This window comes from Labilibaculum sp., from assembly GCF_963664555.1.
Lineage (GTDB): Bacteria > Bacteroidota > Bacteroidia > Bacteroidales > Marinifilaceae > Labilibaculum.
Window position 1 is genome coordinate 2,885,891 of record NZ_OY761461.1, and the last position, 18,516, is coordinate 2,904,406.

Genomic DNA, 18,516 nt, shown 5'->3' on the forward strand with positions numbered 1-18,516 from the left:
CTTTGTAATTCCGCCCTGTTTTTATCTTAAAATGTACTGAAAATAGCTTCATACTCTTTGAAACGATGCTCCCGTATGGGTCTGATTTTGGGCTCGGTAGAAAAGTAAAGCAGCAAACATGGAGAAATATTTTTGTATTTCGCTACATATTCATAACGTTCCAATTCCTTGTTCTTAATGCGTTGTTTTATTTTGTTGTGATAAGGATACATCGGCTCAATTTTACGGTTTTTCAGGTCGAAGATACAATTCACCGGCGGTAAAAGAACAACGATTCCCGCTCTTTTTAAACCGCTTCATTAAAATAGACATTTGGTTTTTATTAATAAAAAAAAAGACCATTTCTGTGATAATGACCTTTTTCGGTTACTTTATATATGGTATCAAACCAGGTCTTTTGCCACAGATACTATTCCTGAGCACCGTGATTCTTTGCAATACCGATCCAATGTTCAGCAAGAATCTTTGGATCAGCACCTATACCACGGGCAAAATGCAATGCAACGCCCATCATTAGGACAGAAGCTTCATGTAATTCCTGATTTGTTTGCAGGGTTCCAAATTGTTTCTGCGCTTTTAATTGAAGTAAATCATTGTGTTTTTGAGTAAATGCAATCGGATCCTCATCAGAAATTTCAGGAATCATCAAACAATCAATCCACTCCTGTCCTATTCTTTCTGCTAATACTTCCGGAAGCTCATTGCCCATTTTTCTCCATAACGGCAATGTTTCCTTATCGCCGGATTCAGCCAGTCCAGTATCAAGAAGCAGTTCAAATGCAATATCAGCTATATTTTGCATTATTTCTAAATATTGATCCTGAGCCTTTTCGAATTGATCCGTTATCTGTCCGTTAAGATATTCCCCAACACTCATTTGAGGTAAATTGATAACTTCAGGACATTTTTCCAAACAAGGAAATTTATCTCCCTGAAACATATAGTGAACTTCATTATTTTGTATTTGACGACCTAGTGGATATAACCGACAAGCCAGCGGACGTCCCAGATGAACACTGCATCCAAAATCATCGACATATTGAGAGCAGGCCTGCTTCTCTCCCCATGCTGCTTTTCCGTTGAAGTGCAAACGAATTCCGCCGAACTCACAGTAAAGATCCCGAAATTCCCTTGGTGCAATTTTTTTTTCTCTGGCCAAACACATCAACTCCCATGGATTAAGCAACACTTGGTTGCCATGGCAGCAAGCTCCGATCCGGGCGCAGGTGAGAGGCAATATATTTTGAATACTCAGTTTATTTGTTTGCATTATTGTTGATTCTTTTTTGATATTACACTTAAAAACAACTCCGTGATTAATCGGCGTCCAAATTGTTAAAACAGGATTTTAAAATCACAAATATATCAAATCCACTAAGATGATATTTGTCTGTCTGTAATCACATCAGTTGAAATATTTATTGCCCGGACAACATGCTTTTCGAAGAAGCTTTTTTGATGTTGCGATCCATAAAACTACCTGAAAAGATTAAGCCGCCAATAATCCCCATAAAAATATAAAGCACCTGTGCACCCATGTTGTTTTGCGCTCCCGGTGCATCTAAAAACACACTACTTAAGCCGATAAATGCTTTGCTTCCGGGAACAAGCATCACAATTCCCGGTATTAAAAACACCAACTGCGGCGATCGTGTTATTTTACCAAACAACTTGCTGATACTCACTGCCACGATAGTCCCGATGAATATGCTGACTAAAATTCCTGTAAAATCGAAAAGTGTAGTGGTATAAAAGCTGATAAATCCAGCAATTACACAATACAGCAAATCTCTTGTCCGCACTTTAAACACCACCGAAAGACTCAAGGCCAAAATTACGATGGCAAAGTAGTCGAGCCATTCGGGCACATCATTTATTACATTATTAGGTTGCAGATCAACAAACAAAGGAAGAATTGCCAGACCCAAAACAACACCAAAAAACTGCTTAAAAAGCGATACCAAGGCGTCGAACAATTTGGCCGTCCCCGACACCAAACTTCGGGAAGTGATCTCTTCCAATGCAGTAGTAATCGATAATCCGGGAATAAACACAATAATGGATGCAAGTATGGTCATGGAAATATTGATCTGTTCAAATTTCATGGACAATAAACCAGTTATTAGAGTGGCCACAAAGGCTATTAGTGACTCCAGGGCACTTCGAATGTATCCCGATTTATGAGCCAAAAGAGTGATGCCATAAATTACTGCTCCAATAAAAGATGCGGTTATTGCAGAAGCCCAACTGGTATCCAATATCATGCTAAATGCTCCTGCCGATAGAATAAAAGCAGCTAATTCGGTTAATTTACCATAAGCAAAAGGCGCTGTTTTTAATCGCTCCATCGCATTTTTTGCTTCTTCAAAACTGCTTTTATTTGAAAGTACATCGTTAGTGATTTCAACAATCCGCGACAAAGCACCCAAATTCAACTCCCCTGGCGGCACGCACTCTACGTAATTGTAGGTTTGCTCCTCCTCTTCGTAAAACACATAGTTGATCCAGGTTGGTGTATCCATAAAACTACCCTTAATCCCTTTCTTTTCCGAAATCTCTGTCAGATAAATCTGCGATTTATAGGAGGGTACGCCGTAGGTATGCAAGGCCTTACCCAACTGCACTATGAATTTATATTTTCCGGGAACCTGCATGTTCTTTTATTTCTGTTCTAAATGATTATTTCGAATTAGCGGCGGTGCTCTTCGTCCAAATGTTTTATTTTTCTCTGTCCACCAACCACAGTTCACTATTCACTGCTATCCGATAATTGCTATTTTTAAAATCCGGACAAAAATACAATTTATTTATGCACTAAAACTTGAGCTGTGTATTGTTATTCCCGGTATTTATTTTACCAAAAAAAACAAATATAAAATTTGTATCATTTTTTATAAAAATAGTGCCCTGTTGAAGGATAACGGGAACCAATATGCATTACTTTTGCAACTTCATTAAAAAAAACAGTAACAAATCGAACCACAACTATTGCGTTTCCTAATTCGACAGTTGTGTTCAATCCACCATATGCCACAGTTCTAACTTCCAGAGTGAATGTTTTCCGTGTAAATATAGCAGTCGATTGGGAATGAAATTAACAGATGTATTCACCTGGAAATGTTTGTTTTGCAACAACATCAATCAGGATTTAAAGAATGAATAAAATGAAAATAAATGTTTAGACATCAGGGCAAAAGCAGAACTTTAGAGCATAATCTGCAAATTGCTATTGTTTTGTCTTTTGTTGCTGGAGTTGTTAATGTGACAGGATTCTTATCTATAAAACAATTCACGACAAATGTGACAGGACATTTTGCTCTTTTTATTTATGATGTTGCAAATTTCGAATTTGGGAAAGGTGCTATCTATTTCCTGTATCTATTTTCGTTTCTTTTTGGTTCTTTTTCATCTAGTTTTCTTATCGAAAAATTTAGGGAAACCAAAAGACTTAATGTTTATGTTTTACCAACATCAATAGAATCATTAATTTTAATAACTATTGCTGCATTTAGCAACTTTGAGAATCTTCTGCATCCTGACCTGATTGCATGTATGTTACTATTTGCTATGGGACTTCAAAATTCATATGTGACTAAAATATCAAATGCGATAGTGCGGACAACACATTTAACCGGACTTTTTACCGATTTAGGTATTGAACTTTCTCAATTGTTTTTTCCTAAATCACATCCTCACAGAGAAAAAATTAAAGCAACAATAAAACTTCGGGTTTATATTATTTCTTGTTTCTTTCTGGGTGGATTAATTGGAGGCTTTCTATTTACGAGAATTAATTTAAAATTAAACACATTGATTTTTGGTGCAGTAATTTTATTAATGACCTTATTTTATGATGATTTTAAATTTAGATTAATTCTTAAGAAAAGAAAAAAAACTGCACACAATAGAAAGTACAATGCGTTGCGGCTGAAAAGTGGAAGCTCGAAATAATTCCTTTAATCCATACCGGTTTAAAGATAACCGACAGCTTCGTATCCTTCTTTAACAAAGGCAAGGCAAGGCTTTTTTATTCTTATTGGATAATCCTTAATACGTGAGCTCATGCACCATGTGGTTAAAACCGCTGCGCGAAAGTGATTTAGTGTTGTTCAACTAAACCACAAGGTATTCGTTTCATTTCATCTTCGTTAACTGCTCCGGTAAACGTCCCAAATGAATTACAAGGGACAACTGCACAACGAAGGTAATTTTTAAGATGCTCTTGCTTTGTCCGCGCATTGGTACTTGAATTCCGTTTTTTTTTCACCACATTATAAGATTCCCAAACAACTATAATCCCAATTGGTATTTGAATAGAAAATCGACGAAATAAGATCATCCTATATGCGCCAACCTGAAATTGATTGTCTAAATGGTATAATAGTCGATATTCAACATTGGTAAATCCTTTTTTTATTCACATTATAAAATAATTTATACACTAAGAACGAAAGGCATTACAATGTTGCTTTAAAAAGGATAATAGCTATATTTGAAAAGAACTATCCCAAAAGGAATTTAGTTCAATGTGTTATATCCAGTAAGGGTTTCAATGGTATATGAAGGCTTGTAGCCCGCTTCAATTTTTGTTAATTTGACAAAGATGAAGCCTGCAGTCAACTATTATTTTTATACGAAATAATATTTATATAGCCGTTTCCTTTTGATGCTTATTGGGAGGATAATCAAAATCAAATTACAAACAGATGAAATATAATTTCAGACCTAAATTATTCTCTGTCCTAAAAGGCTACAATGTCCGGGCTTTTCAAAAAGATTTGTTTGCAGGAATTATTGTAGGTATCGTTGCTCTTCCTTTAGCCATTGCATTTGCTGTTGCATCGGGTGTTTCGCCTGAAAAGGGCTTGATTACAGCTATCCTTGCCGGATTTATCATTTCCTTATTGGGTGGCAGCCGTGTTCAAATTGGTGGACCTACCGGAGCTTTTATTGTAATTGTTTACGGTATTGTCAGCCAGTATGGCATTGATGGTTTAATGATCTCTACATTTTTAGCAGGTATTTTTCTGGTACTTTTTGGTGTATTGCGTCTGGGAGCAGTTTTAAAATTCATTCCCCACCCATTAATTGTTGGTTTTACTTCGGGTATAGCCCTGGTTATTTTTTCGACTCAAATTAAAGCCGCCTTTGGCTTAAATGCAGCAGAAATACCATCTGAATTTATTGGAAAATGGGCTTGTTATTTCTCTAATATTTCCAGTTTCAATATCCATGCTATCGCGATTAGCGGGGGCACAATTCTATTGACCTTGTTCGCTGGCAAATTGATCCCTAAAATACCAGGATCATTTATTGCAATTATTACAATGACTGCACTTGTGCAGGTTTTAGACATGCCGGTTGAAACCATCGAATCGGTATATGGAAGCATCCCCAATTCGTTTAGTTTCTCGGTTCCAACTATCGACTGGACCAATCTTCCAAATTACTTTCAACCTGCTATTACCATTGCAATTTTGGGCGCGATCGAGTCTTTGCTATCCGCAGTAGTTGCCGATGGTATGATTGGAGGAAATCATCGGTCCAATACAGAGTTGATTGCTCAGGGAATTGCCAATATCTTCTCTCCTATTTTCGGAGGTATTCCAGCAACAGGAGCTATTGCAAGAACTGCAACCAATGTTAAAAATGGTGGACGCACACCTGTTGCGGGAATAATTCATGCACTTACTCTTCTATTAATCATGTTGGTGTTTGGACAATGGGCAAAATTAATTCCAATGTCGTGTCTGGCAGGTATATTGATTGTTGTTTCCTATAACATGAGTGAATGGAGATCTTTCAAATCTATCCTTAAAGGTTCAAGATTCGATATTATCGTTTTACTCACGACCTTCTTCTTAACCGTCTTGGTTGATTTAACCATCGCCATCGAAATGGGAATCGTACTGTCATCCTTAATCTTCATGTATCGAATGTCAAAAATCAATGGGGTTTTTCAACACGAATCGGAATCGGATGAAATACAGAATTACAATCAAATCCCTAAAGAAATTGAGATATATGAAATTAGCGGACCGTTCTTTTTTGCTGCGGCCAAAAGATATCAGGAAACCCTTCGTAACCTGAAAAGTTCTACATCAGTTCTTATCATTCGAATGCGGCACGTTCCCTTTATTGATAACACCGGAGTTCGAAATTTCACCGAAATCATTAAAGATCTGGAGAATAGAAAAACAAAGGTGATTTTATCCGGAGTAAATTCGGAAGTAATGGGCGATTTACTAAAAAGCGAAATTCATCACTTAATAAACGAAGAAAATATCTTCGACAATTTTGATGATGCAGTTGAAGCTGCTAAAAAATTACTATAGTTGGTAAGAAACTGTTTAAAAATAAAACCGGACAATAGGTATTCCTCCTAAAGTCCGGTTTTTTCATGTTCAATCCCCTAAAAAAACATAAAAACTAAACTACTAATTGAAATTCGTTTTGCAGGGCACTCACAACCATGTCAGGAACTTGATGTGGTTTTCGGGTTTTACTATCCACAAAAACCACCGTAGATGTTGCAGTACATGTCTTTTCTCCTTTTCCGTTTTCAAATTCGAACTCAAATTTGAAACGAACCTTGGGCAATTCCTTTATTTTGGTTCGAACCGTTAATTCTTCATCATAGCCTGTCGGTTTTAAATATCTTAAATTCATTTCAATTACAGGAAGCATAATATTATTATCCTCTAACACCTTGTCGTTTATGCCGAATTGGCGCAACAGTTCCGTTCTGGCCTGATGACAATAATTGACGTAATTGGCATGATACACATATCCCATTTGATCGACCTCGTTGTATCTTGGCCGTATTTTATATTCACCAATAATCATTGTTCAATTTTTAGTTCGGAAACATCAACTTTCTTCCAAAGTTCTAATAGTGCGTTGCCAATTTCCGAATCTTTATTGTACTCCAAAATTGTTTTTTTCTCTACCATCGAGTAAACTACCTCTTCGGAAAAAGGCAGTTTGCCCATCAGCGTAATTCCCTGTGTGGTAAAAAAGCTTTCCATTTGCATGGAAATTTCTAAATTGATATCATATTTATTGATTAGAGCATACATCGGTATTTGGAACGACTGCACCAACTCTACCAAACGCACTAAATCATGAAATCCTGATTTGCTGGGCTCTGTAACCAAAATTACTGCATCGGTTCCGGTAATAGACGCAATTGCCGCACAGCCGATTCCCGGAGGCCCATCATTTAAAATAAATTCAGCATTTGTTTCTATGGCAATTTTCTTAGCGCTTTTTCGAATTTGAGTGACTAATTTACCCGAATTTTCCTCACCCGGTCCCATTTTAGCATGAACCAATGATCCAAAACGCGTATCGGACACAAACCAATGATTGTTGCGGCTTCGCTCTGAACTGATTGCTCCTGCAGGACAAATACGTTCACAAAGACGACAACCTTCACATGCAAAAGCATCGATACGTAAGCCTCCACCCGGTTTAAAATGGATAGCTTCAAATTTGCAATGCTGTCTGCAAAGACCACAATTGGTACATAAATTGGTATCAATAGAAGCAACCCAAGCTCCCTCGAACACATGCGTCTCTTTATTTTCCGGTTGAAAAATAATGTGAAGATCAGCTGCATCAACATCAGCATCTACAAAAACAGTATTTTTAATCACCGAAGCCAAAGCTGCTGTAATACTGGTTTTTCCTGTTCCCCCTTTACCACTAAGAATAGTTATATCCTTCATATTAATTCAATTTCTTCAAATACTCAACCACCTTGCGATACTCCTTCGCGAATTGAAGGGGAACACAGCTCACAATTTTCCCTTTTGCATACAAACCTGCATACTCTTTACTAAAAGGAATTTCACCCAACAAGTCAATATTTTCTGCCTTCAGAAACTCATACACTTCAGAATCTCCTAATCCGGCTTTGTTTACAAAAACACCAAAAGGTTTATTCACCTCACGCAATAAATCAACAGTAAGCTTTAAGTCATATACTCCGAATGGAGTTGGCTCAGTCACTAAAATCACAAAATCGGCATCCGAAATGGTCTCAACAACCGGACAACTTGTACCAGGTGGTGCATCGTAAATCAGAATATCATGTTCACCAACTAAGTTCTTCTTTAAATCCTTAATCAACATAGTCTGCAATGGAGAACCAACCCGCAAATTGCCTTCCATCAGACTCAAATCATTACCAATATTGTAATTGGTCACAGTTCCAATGGCATTTTTGGTTTCGTGAATAGCATCAAACTGACAGGCCACAAAACAAGCACCACAAGAATGACACAAATCCTTATTCACAACAGCATACTGCATTGAGGGAATCATTACAATTGCGTTGAATTCACAATATTCCTCACATTTTTTACAAAATGTACATTTCGAAGTGTCTATTTTGGGAATCACCTGCTCTGATAATTTCTCGCTCTTAACCGAGAAATTCCGAAAAAACAAAAGGTCATTCGGCTCTTCCACATCGCAGTCAACCAACTGTACACTTCTTGTCCAATGCTCATTGATGGAAGAAAATAAATTAACAGCAAAAGTTGTTTTGCCTGTTCCTCCTTTGCCACTTGCAACGGCTATTTTAAACGCCATAAACTCCCCTCCTGCTTTTTTGTAATGATCAAATCTCCCTTATTCACACCCAACATCTCAGCCATTATATCACATTTTGCCATCAGCATAAAATAAAGTGATTTTCTTTTTTCATTTAGCAAACCTTCAAAATTTCCCTGTCCTTTAGAAATTACAACAGTTGCTTTTGTATACAGTTCCTGAAATTCTTCTGAACAATTATCCACTAAGGTTGAAGGTGCATCATGACCATTCGATATCACCCTGCAAACATCCTGCATTCCTACTTGCTCAGCATCCTCGAAAGTCACATCATTAATTATCGGATTTCCCCGAACAGCATAAGTTAAGTTGGGATGATTCAAATGTTGAATAAAAAGCTTATCGAAAACTATTTCGCCTGCATTATCGCCTAAATACAAAACCGATTCTGCTTTTTTTACCTCAGCAAACATCTCATCTCTATCGTCCAAAGCAAAATCAAGAGCCAGTAATTCTTCTATTTTAGCTGGAATATCGGCTGGTACACTATGTGCTCCATAATCAACAATATTGCCAACAACAGCTAATTTTGCGGCAATATGCAGTGATTCATCATTTTCATTCACAAATGCAACCCATTTTTTATATTGCGAATACAAAATTGAATTGGCATGTTTCTTCTCCTCACGGTACAAATCATCATTTTGTATTTTCTTTTTCGCCAAACGATGAATTAGCAACGCCAGATAAGGATTTGAGAGGTGCTTACAATTTGTTAGTAAATGATTTACTTCAGAGGAAAAATTACCTGCGACTTCCCCCTGAAGATTAAATTTGTCAATTAGTAAATCCACCGTTTTGGAATGGCAAGTCAAACACCTGTTATCCATATTTAGTGGTCGCAATAGTTAGCTGTAAAGCTTAAACTTTCATCCAAAAATCCTTTTACCAATTCTTTAGCATCTAATTGAGGTGCTCCAACAAATACATTTACATTGTGTTGATTAAAAATTTGTATGGCTCTGTTTCCCATTCCTCCGGCAATTACATCAGTAACCCCTAAGTCAGCTAAGAATGGAGGCAACAAACCTGGTTCATGTGGTGGTGCAGCCACTAATTCTTCTGTAACAATAGCTTTATCCATTACATCAAGCAATGCAAAATGCGAACAATGGCCAAAATGTCCATCCAAAATCCCATCTTTAACCGGAATTGCAATTTTCTTTTTCATGTGTTTATAATTTGATTTTTATTTGTCACATGGAACACCCAAATTGCAATCATCTTCCTTTGTGTAAAGCCTTTTACATAGGTGTTTCATCTGTTAATAATTTTAAGTTTTTTCCATATGATCCCGAAAACCTTCGGGATTGCCATGAACCGATAATCATGCCTCTTTGTGTCACAATTGCCTGTCATGGACGTTTCATATAATATTTTATTTCAATTGATCAATCCCAAACAAGAGGGAATACTATTTTATTCTTTGTATCAGATACAGCACAAGAGCTATTGATATTATTCAAGAAGAATAAAATCAACAAGACCCTTATGCCTCTTACTAATCAGGATGCATTTTTTATGAAACCAAGGAATAAATATCTAATCATTTATTTTCCTTCGGCGAAGTCTTAGTCTTCCGGCACGTCCTCGTCCAAGACCAAATCCTTGTCCTTTGCCTCTTTCAATGGTTTCATCCTTAAATTCAGTCTCACTGTACATTTTCTTGTTGCTGTTACAACGCCCCATTCCTCTTCCGGTTCGGGCACCTTTTCCCTCCGGACCACTTCGATCTAAACCTGGCATTTCAACCTCCTTTTTTAAATTGATTTACTACTTTTCAATCTTTTTCCCTGCCCTTTACCACAACCACTTTTTCGTTTCAAACCTAAACCTTTCCCTAACTTCTCCAATAGAATGTTTTGGTCAGATTCAGAACACTGTCCTAGTCCTCTTCCCGATTTTGAACCTTCTCCTTCGGGTCCTTTTCCATCCAAATGTGGCATAACATTTTATTTTAAGATTTCAATTTGTCTATAATGTGCTGCACTGTGCTATTATCATCTTGCAGCAACACCATTTGAATATTGAACTTTTCAAGCAATTCTTTTGCTTTAGGCCCAAAATCACCTGAAATTACTTTTTGAGCACCCAGTTCGACCACCTTTTCAACAGTTTTGGTTCCTGCTCCACTTTGCGAGTTGATATTTTCATTCTCGATGAAACTAATTTCTCCTGATTGATCATCATACAAACAAAACCAACCTGCTCTTCCAAACCGCAAATCAAAAATTGAATTCAATTGATTTCCCGTTGATGTAATAATTGTCTTCATATTCTTATTTATTAATTAATTCGATGTGTTTGGAATTACAAGCCGGACAAATTTCTTTGTCCATAGTTTCCGGAATATTAAATCTTGCATTGCATTTTGAACACAAATACCAATTATTATCCATAACTGCATTCCCAAAAACAGTTCTTATTTCCTTTGCTTCTACCAATGCTGCAGCAATTTTTCTTCGGGCACTTTCGTAGATTCTCGCAAAAGTCGGCCTCGATATGCCCATTAAACCAGCAGCTTCATCATGTTTCAACAAATCGTAATCTGCTAACTTCAATGCTTCATATTCTTCATAAAGCAAATCAATTGATTTCCGACTCTTAGAATTTACACCAAAAGGTCTGTAACCCTTAAATCTTGGTGGTTCCACAACTTTTCGCAATCTGATTTTTCTTGGCATAGGGATTTATTTTCAACAAATATAATGAGAATATTCTCATTATACAAATATTACCGGCCTTTACTAACAAAGCTATATAACAAAAAAGAGGCCTCTGAAGCCCCCCGTTAAATTTCTAGATCTTACAAATCTTATACTTCCTCTTCCTGAGAAATAAAATGAGCGAATTGTCTTTCGACAGTTATAGGCTCGGTCAAATACAATTCTCCAACCTGTTTCGACATAACATCCGGAAACACGTATTCTTTACCATTTATTAATCCCTGAACTATTTCTCTGGCTACATTTACAGGAAAATCTTTTTCTATTTCCAAATCTCTTGTCATACGAGTATCAATAGGCCCAGGGTATACTCCCATAACAAGAATATTATTCAAATATAGTTCTCCACGCAAGCCTTGTGTAATACTATGAACGGCAGCCTTCGAAGCAGAATATGCTCCAGCAATTGGCATACTTGCCAAGCCCAATAACGAAGAAATATTGACAATAGCAGCAATTTCCCTCTGTTTTAAACGATCTATTAAAGACACTGTCAACTTTACCAAGCCCCAAACATTTACTTCAAAATTTATAGCCATACTGTCTAATGTTTCATCCGAACAGAATCCTCCGGATTCATAAACACCGGCATTGTTAATTAAGATTTCAACATCCTTCGCTAATTTTGTGGCTTTAATAATGGATCGATCATCCCTTAAGTCCAAAAGTATCGGAACCAAACGACTCCCATACTCAGGCTTAAGATCATCCATGGATTTTAAGTTTCTTACTCCGGCATACACTTTTTTTGCACCCTTATCGAGCAGCTCAATGGTTATTGCTCTCCCAATTCCTCTGTTAGCTCCACTTACAAAAGCTACCCTATCTTTAGGGGACACTTTGATTTCATTCATCACAACCTCCATTTTTGGTTTAACTTATTTGAATTGATTCTACACAATTTACAAATATCCCATCCCAATAGCAATGCAAATTATCTACCCAAACACTATTTAGAACTGCAGGATCATTTTGAACAGATCCTGTACGAATCAAATAAACTAATTTTTCTATCTTTGCTTTTGTCGTTTGATTTTGGCAATTTCTTATCGGGGTGCGAGTAATCTATAATCTTTTCCAATAGTATTCCCGGCTGGAGATGTAAAAAAATTGAACAACACAAATAATAACCGGACTCTGGAGATACATCTTTATGGATCCGGTTATTTTATTTTGACTCGCGAACCACATACAATTCAAAATAAATTAAACTATCATTAACCAAAATATTTACTAAAATGTCAACGAATTATTTTAAAGCCTATCCTGACGAAAAAGGAAATTTTGGCCAATACGGAGGAAGTTTTATTCCTGAAGTTTTAGAAGAAGAGATGAAGAAAATTAATGATGCCTACTATTCAATTAGTAAATCTCATGAATTTATCTCAGAACTAAGAAGCATTCGCAAACACTTCCAAGGTCGTCCCACTCCAGTTTATTTTTGCAACCGCCTGTCCAATAAATATGGTGGCCGAATTTATCTGAAACGTGAAGATCTGAATCATACAGGTGCACATAAGCTAAACCACTGCATGGGAGAAGCTCTTTTAGCCAAATACATGGGCAAAAAAAAGCTGATAGCCGAAACCGGTGCCGGCCAGCATGGAGTTGCTTTAGCCACTGCCGCAGCCTATTTTGGATTGGAATGTGAAATTCATATGGGAGAAGTTGATATTGCAAAGGAACATCCTAATGTGGTGAGAATGAAAATTCTTGGTGCAACAGTAGTACCGGTAACTCATGGACTTAAGACATTGAAAGAAGCAGTTGATTCTGCATTTATGGCTTACCTTCAAGATCCTGTCAATACAATTTATTGCATTGGATCTGTTGTAGGACCACATCCTTTTCCAATGATGGTTCGCGAATTTCAGCGTGTAGTTGGAATTGAAGCAAAAGACCAATTTCAGGAAATGACCGGAGAACTACCGGACAATATTGTGGCTTGTGTTGGTGGAGGAAGTAATGCAATGGGAATTTTCTCGGCCTTTCTGGAAGATGAAGAATGTAAACTGCACGGCGTTGAACCTGCGGGTCGTTCTTTTGATAAAGGAGAACATGCAGCAACTCTAACTTTTGGCAAACCTGGTGTGATCCATGGATTCAAATGCTATCTTCTTCAAGATGAAAAAGGAGAACCCGATCCTGTATATTCTGTTGCCAGTGGATTGGATTATCCTGGTGTTGGTCCAGAGCACTCCATGCTTAAAGATCTGAAAAAAGCTGAATATCACTCAATTACGGACAAAGAATGTATTGATGCATTTTATGAATTGAGTAGAGAAGAAGGAATTATTCCTGCGCTGGAAAGTGCACATGCCGTAGCTTATGCTTTGAAATTGGCAAAAGCAAATCCGAAACAGTCGATTTTGGTGAACCTAAGCGGCAGAGGCGATAAGGACATCGACTTTATTGTTGATACGTACGGATTGCCCGAATAAATTACTCCAAACAAATTTCTATAATAGAATCAAATGTCACTTTTCGAAGTGGCATTTTTTTTATGCAATGTACTTTCCTTTAGCTGATTAACTAACAACATTAAATTTAGTTTGTTCAGATATATTTTTTTGACTTATATTTGCTTTATTATGGAAGCTAAATTCAAATTCACGAAAGATTTAACAAAAGAAATGGAATTCATTACTTCAAGGAGTAGTGGTCCGGGCGGGCAAAATGTGAACAAAGTAAATTCTAAAGTTGAACTTCGGTTTTCTGTTTTCGAATCGGAGATATTGACGAAAAAGGAAAAGGAAATCATCTTTCTAAAATTATATCATCATATCAATAATCTGGGTATACTATCGGTAACTGCTCAAACAGAACGTTCTCAGGTTCAAAATAAAGAAATAGCAATCCAAAAGTTTTATCAATGGATTGAAATTGCTTTAACTCCTGTAAAACCCAGAAAAAAAACCAGACCAACAAGAGCTTCGAAAGAGAAAAGATTAGAAGAGAAACAGGCTCTTGCACAAAAAAAAGAAAGCAGAAAAAAGCCTGAATTATAGAGATATTAAAAAAGGGTGATCCAATGGATCACCCTATATTTTTGTTTGAGAACTTCAATTTACATGTTTGCAAAGAAGTCGTTTCCTTTATCATCAACAATAATAAATGCAGGGAAATTTTCCACACGGATTTTACGAACAGCTTCCATTCCTAATTCAGGAAAATCAATCACCTCGATAGATTTAATGCTGTTCTTCGCCAATACTGCTGCAGGGCCACCAATTGATCCTAAGTAAAATCCACCATTTGCTTTACAGGCATCGGTTACAGATTTGTAACGATTCCCTTTGGCTACCATTACCATAGAACCTCCAACTTTCTGAAAAAGATCAACATAAGAATCCATACGTCCGGCAGTTGTTGGTCCGAAACTTCCTGAAGGCATTCCTTTTGGTGTTTTTGCCGGTCCGGCGTAATATACAGGATGATTTTTGAAATACTCCGGCATTTCTTTTCCTTCCTCCAACATTTGTTTGATTTGGGCATGAGCAATGTCACGGGCAACAATCAAAGTTCCTGTTAAACTCAATCTTGTTTTAATAGGATATTTGGTCAATTCTTTCAAAATATCTGCCATTGGCTGATCCAAATTGATTTCAACAGCATCCTTCAAATGCGGGGCTTCTTTTGGCAAATACTGAAATGGATTTCTTTCCAATTCTTCCAAATAGATTCCATCTTCGGTAATTTTCGCTTTCACATTACGATCGGCACTACAACTTACACCTAAACCAACCGGACAAGATGCTGCGTGACGGGGCAAGCGAATTACTTTAACATCGTGAACAAAATATTTACCCCCGAACTGAGCTCCAATTTCACTCTTTTGGCAAATCTCTTCTATTTTTTTCTCCCATTCCAAATCGCGGAACGCCTGACCACCTTCGTTACCTTCGGTTGGCAAATGATCGTAATATCCGGCAGAAGCCTTCTTCACAGTCGCCAAAGTTGCTTCGGCCGAAGTGCCGCCAATCACCAATGCCAAGTGATAAGGAGGACAAGCAGAAGTTCCTAAATCACGAAGTTTATTTGTTATAAAAGTGGTTAAATTCTTTTCGTTTAATAGAGCTTTCGTTTCCTGATACAGAAACGTTTTGTTTCCTGATCCGCCACCTTTAGTTACAAACAAAAATTCGTAAGTATTCCCTTTGTTTGCGTAAATATCAATTTGGGCAGGAAGGTTGTTTCCTGAATTTTTTTCTTCGAACATAGAAAAAGGAACCACCTGAGAATATCTCAAATTTCTTTCCTGATAGGTATCGTAAACTCCTTTCGAAAGGTGTTCAGCATCATCAACTCCGGTATAAACATCTTCCCCTTTTTTTGCTACAACAATTGCAGTTCCTGTATCCTGACAAGTAGGCAATTCACCTTCAGCAGCAACTACCTGATTCAGTAACATCGTGTGAGCTACAAAACGATCATTATCTGATGCTTCATTATCCTGAAGAATTGTCTTCAATTTATTTAAATGAGCAGGACGCAGGTAAAAAGATACATCTGAGAATGCCTCTTTCGAAAGCATTTCAAGTCCTTTCGGATCTACTTTTAAAATTTTTCTTCCATCAACTTCAACAGTTGAAACGTAATCTGTTGTTAGCAAACGATACTTGGTAGTATCCTTTGTTATCGGAAATGGTTTCTGATAATGAAAATCGGACATGATATGGTATTTTAAAATTTTGTATTTATAAGTCAATCGACAATAATCAAAAAGTACATATTACCACCTCGATTAAAGTCATAGACAAATATAAGATAAATTGCAGTTTGAGGCTCTGGAAATTAACTATTCTATAACATTGTCCTGCAACATAAGCTCAATAATTTCAATTCTTTCAGATGGTATCAAAATCCCAATGAATCCAAAATTTTCTCATTTAACTGTCTGTTTTTGCCTATGTAAGGATAACAGTGAATGTGGATTGCCGGATTAAAATTCATTTCAATTATGGCGTAATTATCTTTTGTTGCCGGCTGATTCACATCTTCAATCATCATATCCAATCCTGTAATCTGAACACCAAGCGCTTTTGACGATTCTATTGCTATATCTTTGTATGACTGATGAATATCGTCCGTATAATCAATGCTATCGCCACCGGTACTTATGTTTGAATTCTCCCTTAGGTAAACAACTTCATCTTTACCTGGAACACTTTCGAAACTTAAGCCTTGCTCTTTTAAGAACATTTCTTCAGCCTCTTCCAATCGAATTTTTTCGAGTGGTGTCCGATATCCTTTTCCACGCAAGGGATCCTGATTTTTGATTTCGACCAACTCGCGAATGCATTTTTCACCATCCCCTTTTATATTGGCCGGAACTCTGTGCAAAATACCACACACCTTATCGTTTATTACAAAGAATCGGAATTCCCTACCCGAAATAAACTCTTCAATAAGAATGCTTCCATCGTGTTCAAAAGCAATATCAACAGCTCTTTTGTAAACCTCCTCGTCTTTATTTTCTTTTAAAATGGTAATTCCTAAGCCAAAATTTGTCGATTTAGGTTTTACTACAATTCCTTTTCCTTCAAACAAATCAAAATCAGAACGTGCTTGTCTGGCATCCTGATAATCCAATCCTGCAGGAACCCTAATTCCGCCTTTTTCAAGAATTTTCTTTGTCACCAACTTATTTTCCATCATTAAAACACTTGAATAGTTATCTAATGATGTTCGGGTAGCCTGCATTACATATTCCGTTTTATCTCCTTGGCTTAAGCTGATAAAATTTTCGCATCGGTCCAATATAGTAAACTCCACCCCTCTTCGTAAAGCCGCCTTCATAAGTAATTGAGAAGACAATTCCAGATCTTCGAATCCATGAAAGCGAAAACTACTCATCTCACTTTCTTCCTTGTACTGCTTAGCTTTGTTCAAATGGAAATTAATGAAGCCCTCCTCTACAATTCGTTGTTTTACTTTAAATGAAGTTCGCTGATCAGGATTTTCAATAAAATTTGAAATCTCAGCAAGAGATCCCTGATAATCAGAATCATTAATTAAATCGGCTGTTCTTGCAAAATCAGTAATGTCAGAAAATAATTCGTTCAACATCTTTTTTGCACAAGTTTCCTGTCCATCAAAATTCATAAGCATTAGCTCAGAATTCAAACCATGACATGCAACCAAATCCTGATTATTGGCAGCCACCTTTTGAACTGCTTCATTGTACTTATCATTTTCGGCGGTGAATAAGCAATACAACAGAAATAAATGTGTGAAATACAATCTATTTTTAGATACTCCCGATTTTTCAAACGGATCTAAATCCAGAATACGTACTTCCAGATGTGATATTTTTTTGCTCTTTTCATCGAATTTTAACCGAATGGGAAGATAGAGCTCCTCTCCTGCCAATATTTTACCTGTTTGAATCAAGTTAGACACAGATTTTTTATAATCCTCCAGACTGTTAAAATCGACATAAAACTCTTCTATATTTCTATATCCCATGGAACTGTTTCGAATCGAAATCGCATTTCCACAGCTCATGAAACTCTTTTTTCCTGTTTTTAACGATTTCATTTTAAAAGAAGGATCAGAAATCGGGCTTTCGCCAAATAACCAGATCAGCATCCATCGGTACCGCATAAAATTCCGAACCATTTTTAAGTAAACAGACTCACGAAAGCTTTCCAAATCGCTGTTGCAATGATTCGCTTTTTTCAACTTTCGCTCTAACCTGTCTGATAAAGAAAAATTAAAGTGAATCCCGGAAAGCATCTGTCTTTCCTTCCCATATCGGTTGGCCAATTCCTCTCTGTATTTCTCTTTATGAATTCCTTTCTCTCCGAATTTAGCAATTGGTATCTCTTCTTCCTGAGGCAATAAAGGAGGTAAGCTTTGCGGCCAAAGTAATTCATCGGTTAAATTTTCAGAAATTACATCCTGCAAAGTCTCTAAAAAACCATGAACTTCAGCAATACTATGCAAAGGAGGTGTTATCATCTCCACCTGACTTTCCGAAAAATCAGTTGTAATAAAAGGATTCTGAAATTTATCACCCAAAATTCCCGGATGTGGTGTTGTTGCCATCTTACCCGTGTAATCGACTCTCACATTTTCCTTTTCAATGCCAAACTTCCCGTTCTTCAAGCTCTCACGAATCCCCTCTATACGAAGGGCTTCATTGATATTATTAATAAGATGATTCATA

19 protein-coding genes are annotated in these 18,516 nt (G+C 36.9%); 4 read left to right on the top strand and 15 right to left on the bottom strand.

The window, feature by feature from the left end:
* Positions 1-409 precede the first annotated feature (409 nt).
* Entirely contained in the window at positions 410-1,270 is an 861-nt protein-coding gene (locus ACKU4N_RS11525) for a YkgJ family cysteine cluster protein (protein WP_321316471.1), read from the bottom strand.
* A gap of 148 nt (positions 1,271-1,418) precedes the next feature.
* Positions 1,419-2,654, bottom strand: coding sequence for a threonine/serine exporter family protein (locus tag ACKU4N_RS11530; RefSeq protein ID WP_321316472.1), 1,236 nt, complete (start codon positions 2,652-2,654; stop codon positions 1,419-1,421).
* Between the two features lie 520 nt (positions 2,655-3,174).
* On the opposite strand from ACKU4N_RS11530, the gene ACKU4N_RS11535 reads away from it, so the two are divergent.
* Complete coding sequence (locus ACKU4N_RS11535; RefSeq protein ID WP_321316473.1) at positions 3,175-3,951, top strand: YoaK family protein; 777 nt, start codon at positions 3,175-3,177, stop codon at positions 3,949-3,951.
* Between the two features lie 148 nt (positions 3,952-4,099).
* On the opposite strand, the gene ACKU4N_RS11540 is transcribed toward ACKU4N_RS11535, so the two are convergent.
* Positions 4,100-4,339: a hypothetical protein gene (locus ACKU4N_RS11540; protein ID WP_321316474.1), complete on the bottom strand. Its 240-nt coding sequence runs from the start codon at positions 4,337-4,339 to the stop codon at positions 4,100-4,102.
* A 367-nt stretch (positions 4,340-4,706) separates the two neighbouring features.
* Here ACKU4N_RS11540 and ACKU4N_RS11545 point away from each other — a divergent pair, with 367 nt between their 5' ends.
* Entirely contained in the window at positions 4,707-6,335 is a 1,629-nt protein-coding gene (locus tag ACKU4N_RS11545) for a SulP family inorganic anion transporter (protein WP_321316475.1), read from the top strand.
* A 94-nt stretch (positions 6,336-6,429) separates the two neighbouring features.
* Here the strand turns inward: ACKU4N_RS11545 and ACKU4N_RS11550 are convergent, their stop codons facing one another.
* The 10 genes from ACKU4N_RS11550 to ACKU4N_RS11595 form a co-directional block, all read right to left on the bottom strand.
* Positions 6,430-6,846, bottom strand: coding sequence for an acyl-CoA thioesterase (locus tag ACKU4N_RS11550; protein WP_156196282.1), 417 nt, complete (start codon positions 6,844-6,846; stop codon positions 6,430-6,432).
* A complete protein-coding gene (locus tag ACKU4N_RS11555; protein ID WP_321316476.1) occupies positions 6,843-7,730 on the bottom strand; it encodes a nucleotide-binding protein in 888 nt (295 codons plus the stop codon). Before ACKU4N_RS11555 ends, ACKU4N_RS11550 begins: the two co-directional genes overlap by 4 nt.
* A 1-nt stretch (position 7,731) precedes the next feature.
* Positions 7,732-8,598 (bottom strand): P-loop NTPase, encoded by an 867-nt coding sequence (locus ACKU4N_RS11560; RefSeq protein WP_124991476.1) that lies wholly within the window; start codon positions 8,596-8,598, stop codon positions 7,732-7,734.
* Positions 8,583-9,449, bottom strand: coding sequence for a damage-control phosphatase ARMT1 family protein (locus tag ACKU4N_RS11565; RefSeq protein ID WP_321316477.1), 867 nt, complete (start codon positions 9,447-9,449; stop codon positions 8,583-8,585). Before ACKU4N_RS11565 ends, ACKU4N_RS11560 begins: the two co-directional genes overlap by 16 nt.
* 2 nt (positions 9,450-9,451) lie before the next feature.
* A complete protein-coding gene (locus tag ACKU4N_RS11570; RefSeq protein ID WP_101309134.1) occupies positions 9,452-9,790 on the bottom strand; it encodes a NifB/NifX family molybdenum-iron cluster-binding protein in 339 nt (112 codons plus the stop codon).
* A 371-nt stretch (positions 9,791-10,161) separates the two neighbouring features.
* On the bottom strand, positions 10,162-10,365 hold the full coding sequence (locus tag ACKU4N_RS11575) for a DUF5320 domain-containing protein (protein ID WP_321316478.1): 204 nt from the start codon (positions 10,363-10,365) through the stop codon (positions 10,162-10,164).
* Positions 10,366-10,379: 14 nt separating this feature from the next.
* Positions 10,380-10,565, bottom strand: a complete 186-nt coding sequence (locus ACKU4N_RS11580) for a DUF5320 domain-containing protein (protein ID WP_124991472.1) — start codon at positions 10,563-10,565, stop codon at positions 10,380-10,382.
* Between the two features lie 11 nt (positions 10,566-10,576).
* Positions 10,577-10,894 carry a NifB/NifX family molybdenum-iron cluster-binding protein gene (locus ACKU4N_RS11585; RefSeq protein ID WP_124991471.1) on the bottom strand — a complete coding sequence of 106 codons (318 nt, stop codon included), beginning with the start codon at positions 10,892-10,894 and terminating at the stop codon, positions 10,577-10,579.
* A 4-nt stretch (positions 10,895-10,898) separates the two neighbouring features.
* Complete coding sequence (locus ACKU4N_RS11590) at positions 10,899-11,303, bottom strand: DUF134 domain-containing protein (protein ID WP_321316479.1); 405 nt, start codon at positions 11,301-11,303, stop codon at positions 10,899-10,901.
* A gap of 131 nt (positions 11,304-11,434) precedes the next feature.
* Entirely contained in the window at positions 11,435-12,199 is a 765-nt protein-coding gene (locus ACKU4N_RS11595; RefSeq protein ID WP_321316480.1) for an SDR family NAD(P)-dependent oxidoreductase, read from the bottom strand.
* Positions 12,200-12,583: 384 nt separating this feature from the next.
* Between ACKU4N_RS11595 and trpB the strand changes: the two genes are divergently transcribed.
* Together trpB and arfB are read left to right on the top strand one after the other, a co-directional pair.
* The gene (trpB, locus tag ACKU4N_RS11600; RefSeq protein WP_321316481.1) at positions 12,584-13,786 is read left to right on the top strand and encodes a tryptophan synthase subunit beta; all 1,203 of its coding nucleotides are present in this window, start codon (positions 12,584-12,586) and stop codon (positions 13,784-13,786) included.
* Positions 13,787-13,936: 150 nt separating this feature from the next.
* Positions 13,937-14,353, top strand: a complete 417-nt coding sequence (gene arfB / locus ACKU4N_RS11605) for an alternative ribosome rescue aminoacyl-tRNA hydrolase ArfB (protein ID WP_321316482.1) — start codon at positions 13,937-13,939, stop codon at positions 14,351-14,353.
* Between the two features lie 59 nt (positions 14,354-14,412).
* Here arfB and ACKU4N_RS11610 read toward each other — a convergent pair whose 3' ends face one another.
* Together ACKU4N_RS11610 and gshAB are read right to left on the bottom strand one after the other, a co-directional pair.
* A complete protein-coding gene (locus ACKU4N_RS11610) occupies positions 14,413-16,017 on the bottom strand; it encodes a fumarate hydratase (RefSeq protein WP_321316483.1) in 1,605 nt (534 codons plus the stop codon).
* Positions 16,018-16,202: 185 nt separating this feature from the next.
* Complete coding sequence (gene gshAB, locus ACKU4N_RS11615) at positions 16,203-18,515, bottom strand: bifunctional glutamate--cysteine ligase GshA/glutathione synthetase GshB (protein WP_321316484.1); 2,313 nt, start codon at positions 18,513-18,515, stop codon at positions 16,203-16,205.
* Between the last annotated feature and the right edge of the window lies 1 nt (position 18,516).

Excerpts from the sequence above, each read along its gene's own strand:
- ACKU4N_RS11570 (WP_101309134.1), bottom strand. The coding sequence starts at position 9,790 with ATGAAAAAGAAAATTGCAATTCCGGTTAAAGATGGGATTTTGGATGGA.
- ACKU4N_RS11555 (WP_321316476.1), bottom strand. The coding sequence starts at position 7,730 with ATGAAGGATATAACTATTCTTAGTGGTAAAGGGGGAACAGGAAAAACC.
- trpB (WP_321316481.1), top strand. The coding sequence starts at position 12,584 with ATGTCAACGAATTATTTTAAAGCCTATCCTGACGAAAAAGGAAATTTT.
- ACKU4N_RS11540 (WP_321316474.1), bottom strand. The coding sequence starts at position 4,339 with ATGATCTTATTTCGTCGATTTTCTATTCAAATACCAATTGGGATTATA.
- ACKU4N_RS11565 (WP_321316477.1), bottom strand. The coding sequence starts at position 9,449 with ATGGATAACAGGTGTTTGACTTGCCATTCCAAAACGGTGGATTTACTA.
- ACKU4N_RS11560 (WP_124991476.1), bottom strand. The coding sequence starts at position 8,598 with ATGGCGTTTAAAATAGCCGTTGCAAGTGGCAAAGGAGGAACAGGCAAA.
- ACKU4N_RS11595 (WP_321316480.1), bottom strand. The coding sequence starts at position 12,199 with ATGAATGAAATCAAAGTGTCCCCTAAAGATAGGGTAGCTTTTGTAAGT.
- ACKU4N_RS11535 (WP_321316473.1), top strand. The coding sequence starts at position 3,175 with ATGTTTAGACATCAGGGCAAAAGCAGAACTTTAGAGCATAATCTGCAA.
- ACKU4N_RS11575 (WP_321316478.1), bottom strand. The coding sequence starts at position 10,365 with ATGCCAGGTTTAGATCGAAGTGGTCCGGAGGGAAAAGGTGCCCGAACC.
- gshAB (WP_321316484.1), bottom strand. The coding sequence starts at position 18,515 with ATGAATCATCTTATTAATAATATCAATGAAGCCCTTCGTATAGAGGGG.
- ACKU4N_RS11545 (WP_321316475.1), top strand. The coding sequence starts at position 4,707 with ATGAAATATAATTTCAGACCTAAATTATTCTCTGTCCTAAAAGGCTAC.
- ACKU4N_RS11525 (WP_321316471.1), bottom strand. The coding sequence starts at position 1,270 with ATGCAAACAAATAAACTGAGTATTCAAAATATATTGCCTCTCACCTGC.
- ACKU4N_RS11610 (WP_321316483.1), bottom strand. The coding sequence starts at position 16,017 with ATGTCCGATTTTCATTATCAGAAACCATTTCCGATAACAAAGGATACT.
- ACKU4N_RS11590 (WP_321316479.1), bottom strand. The coding sequence starts at position 11,303 with ATGCCAAGAAAAATCAGATTGCGAAAAGTTGTGGAACCACCAAGATTT.
- ACKU4N_RS11530 (WP_321316472.1), bottom strand. The coding sequence starts at position 2,654 with ATGCAGGTTCCCGGAAAATATAAATTCATAGTGCAGTTGGGTAAGGCC.
- ACKU4N_RS11580 (WP_124991472.1), bottom strand. The coding sequence starts at position 10,565 with ATGCCACATTTGGATGGAAAAGGACCCGAAGGAGAAGGTTCAAAATCG.
- ACKU4N_RS11585 (WP_124991471.1), bottom strand. The coding sequence starts at position 10,894 with ATGAAGACAATTATTACATCAACGGGAAATCAATTGAATTCAATTTTT.
- arfB (WP_321316482.1), top strand. The coding sequence starts at position 13,937 with ATGGAAGCTAAATTCAAATTCACGAAAGATTTAACAAAAGAAATGGAA.
- ACKU4N_RS11550 (WP_156196282.1), bottom strand. The coding sequence starts at position 6,846 with ATGATTATTGGTGAATATAAAATACGGCCAAGATACAACGAGGTCGAT.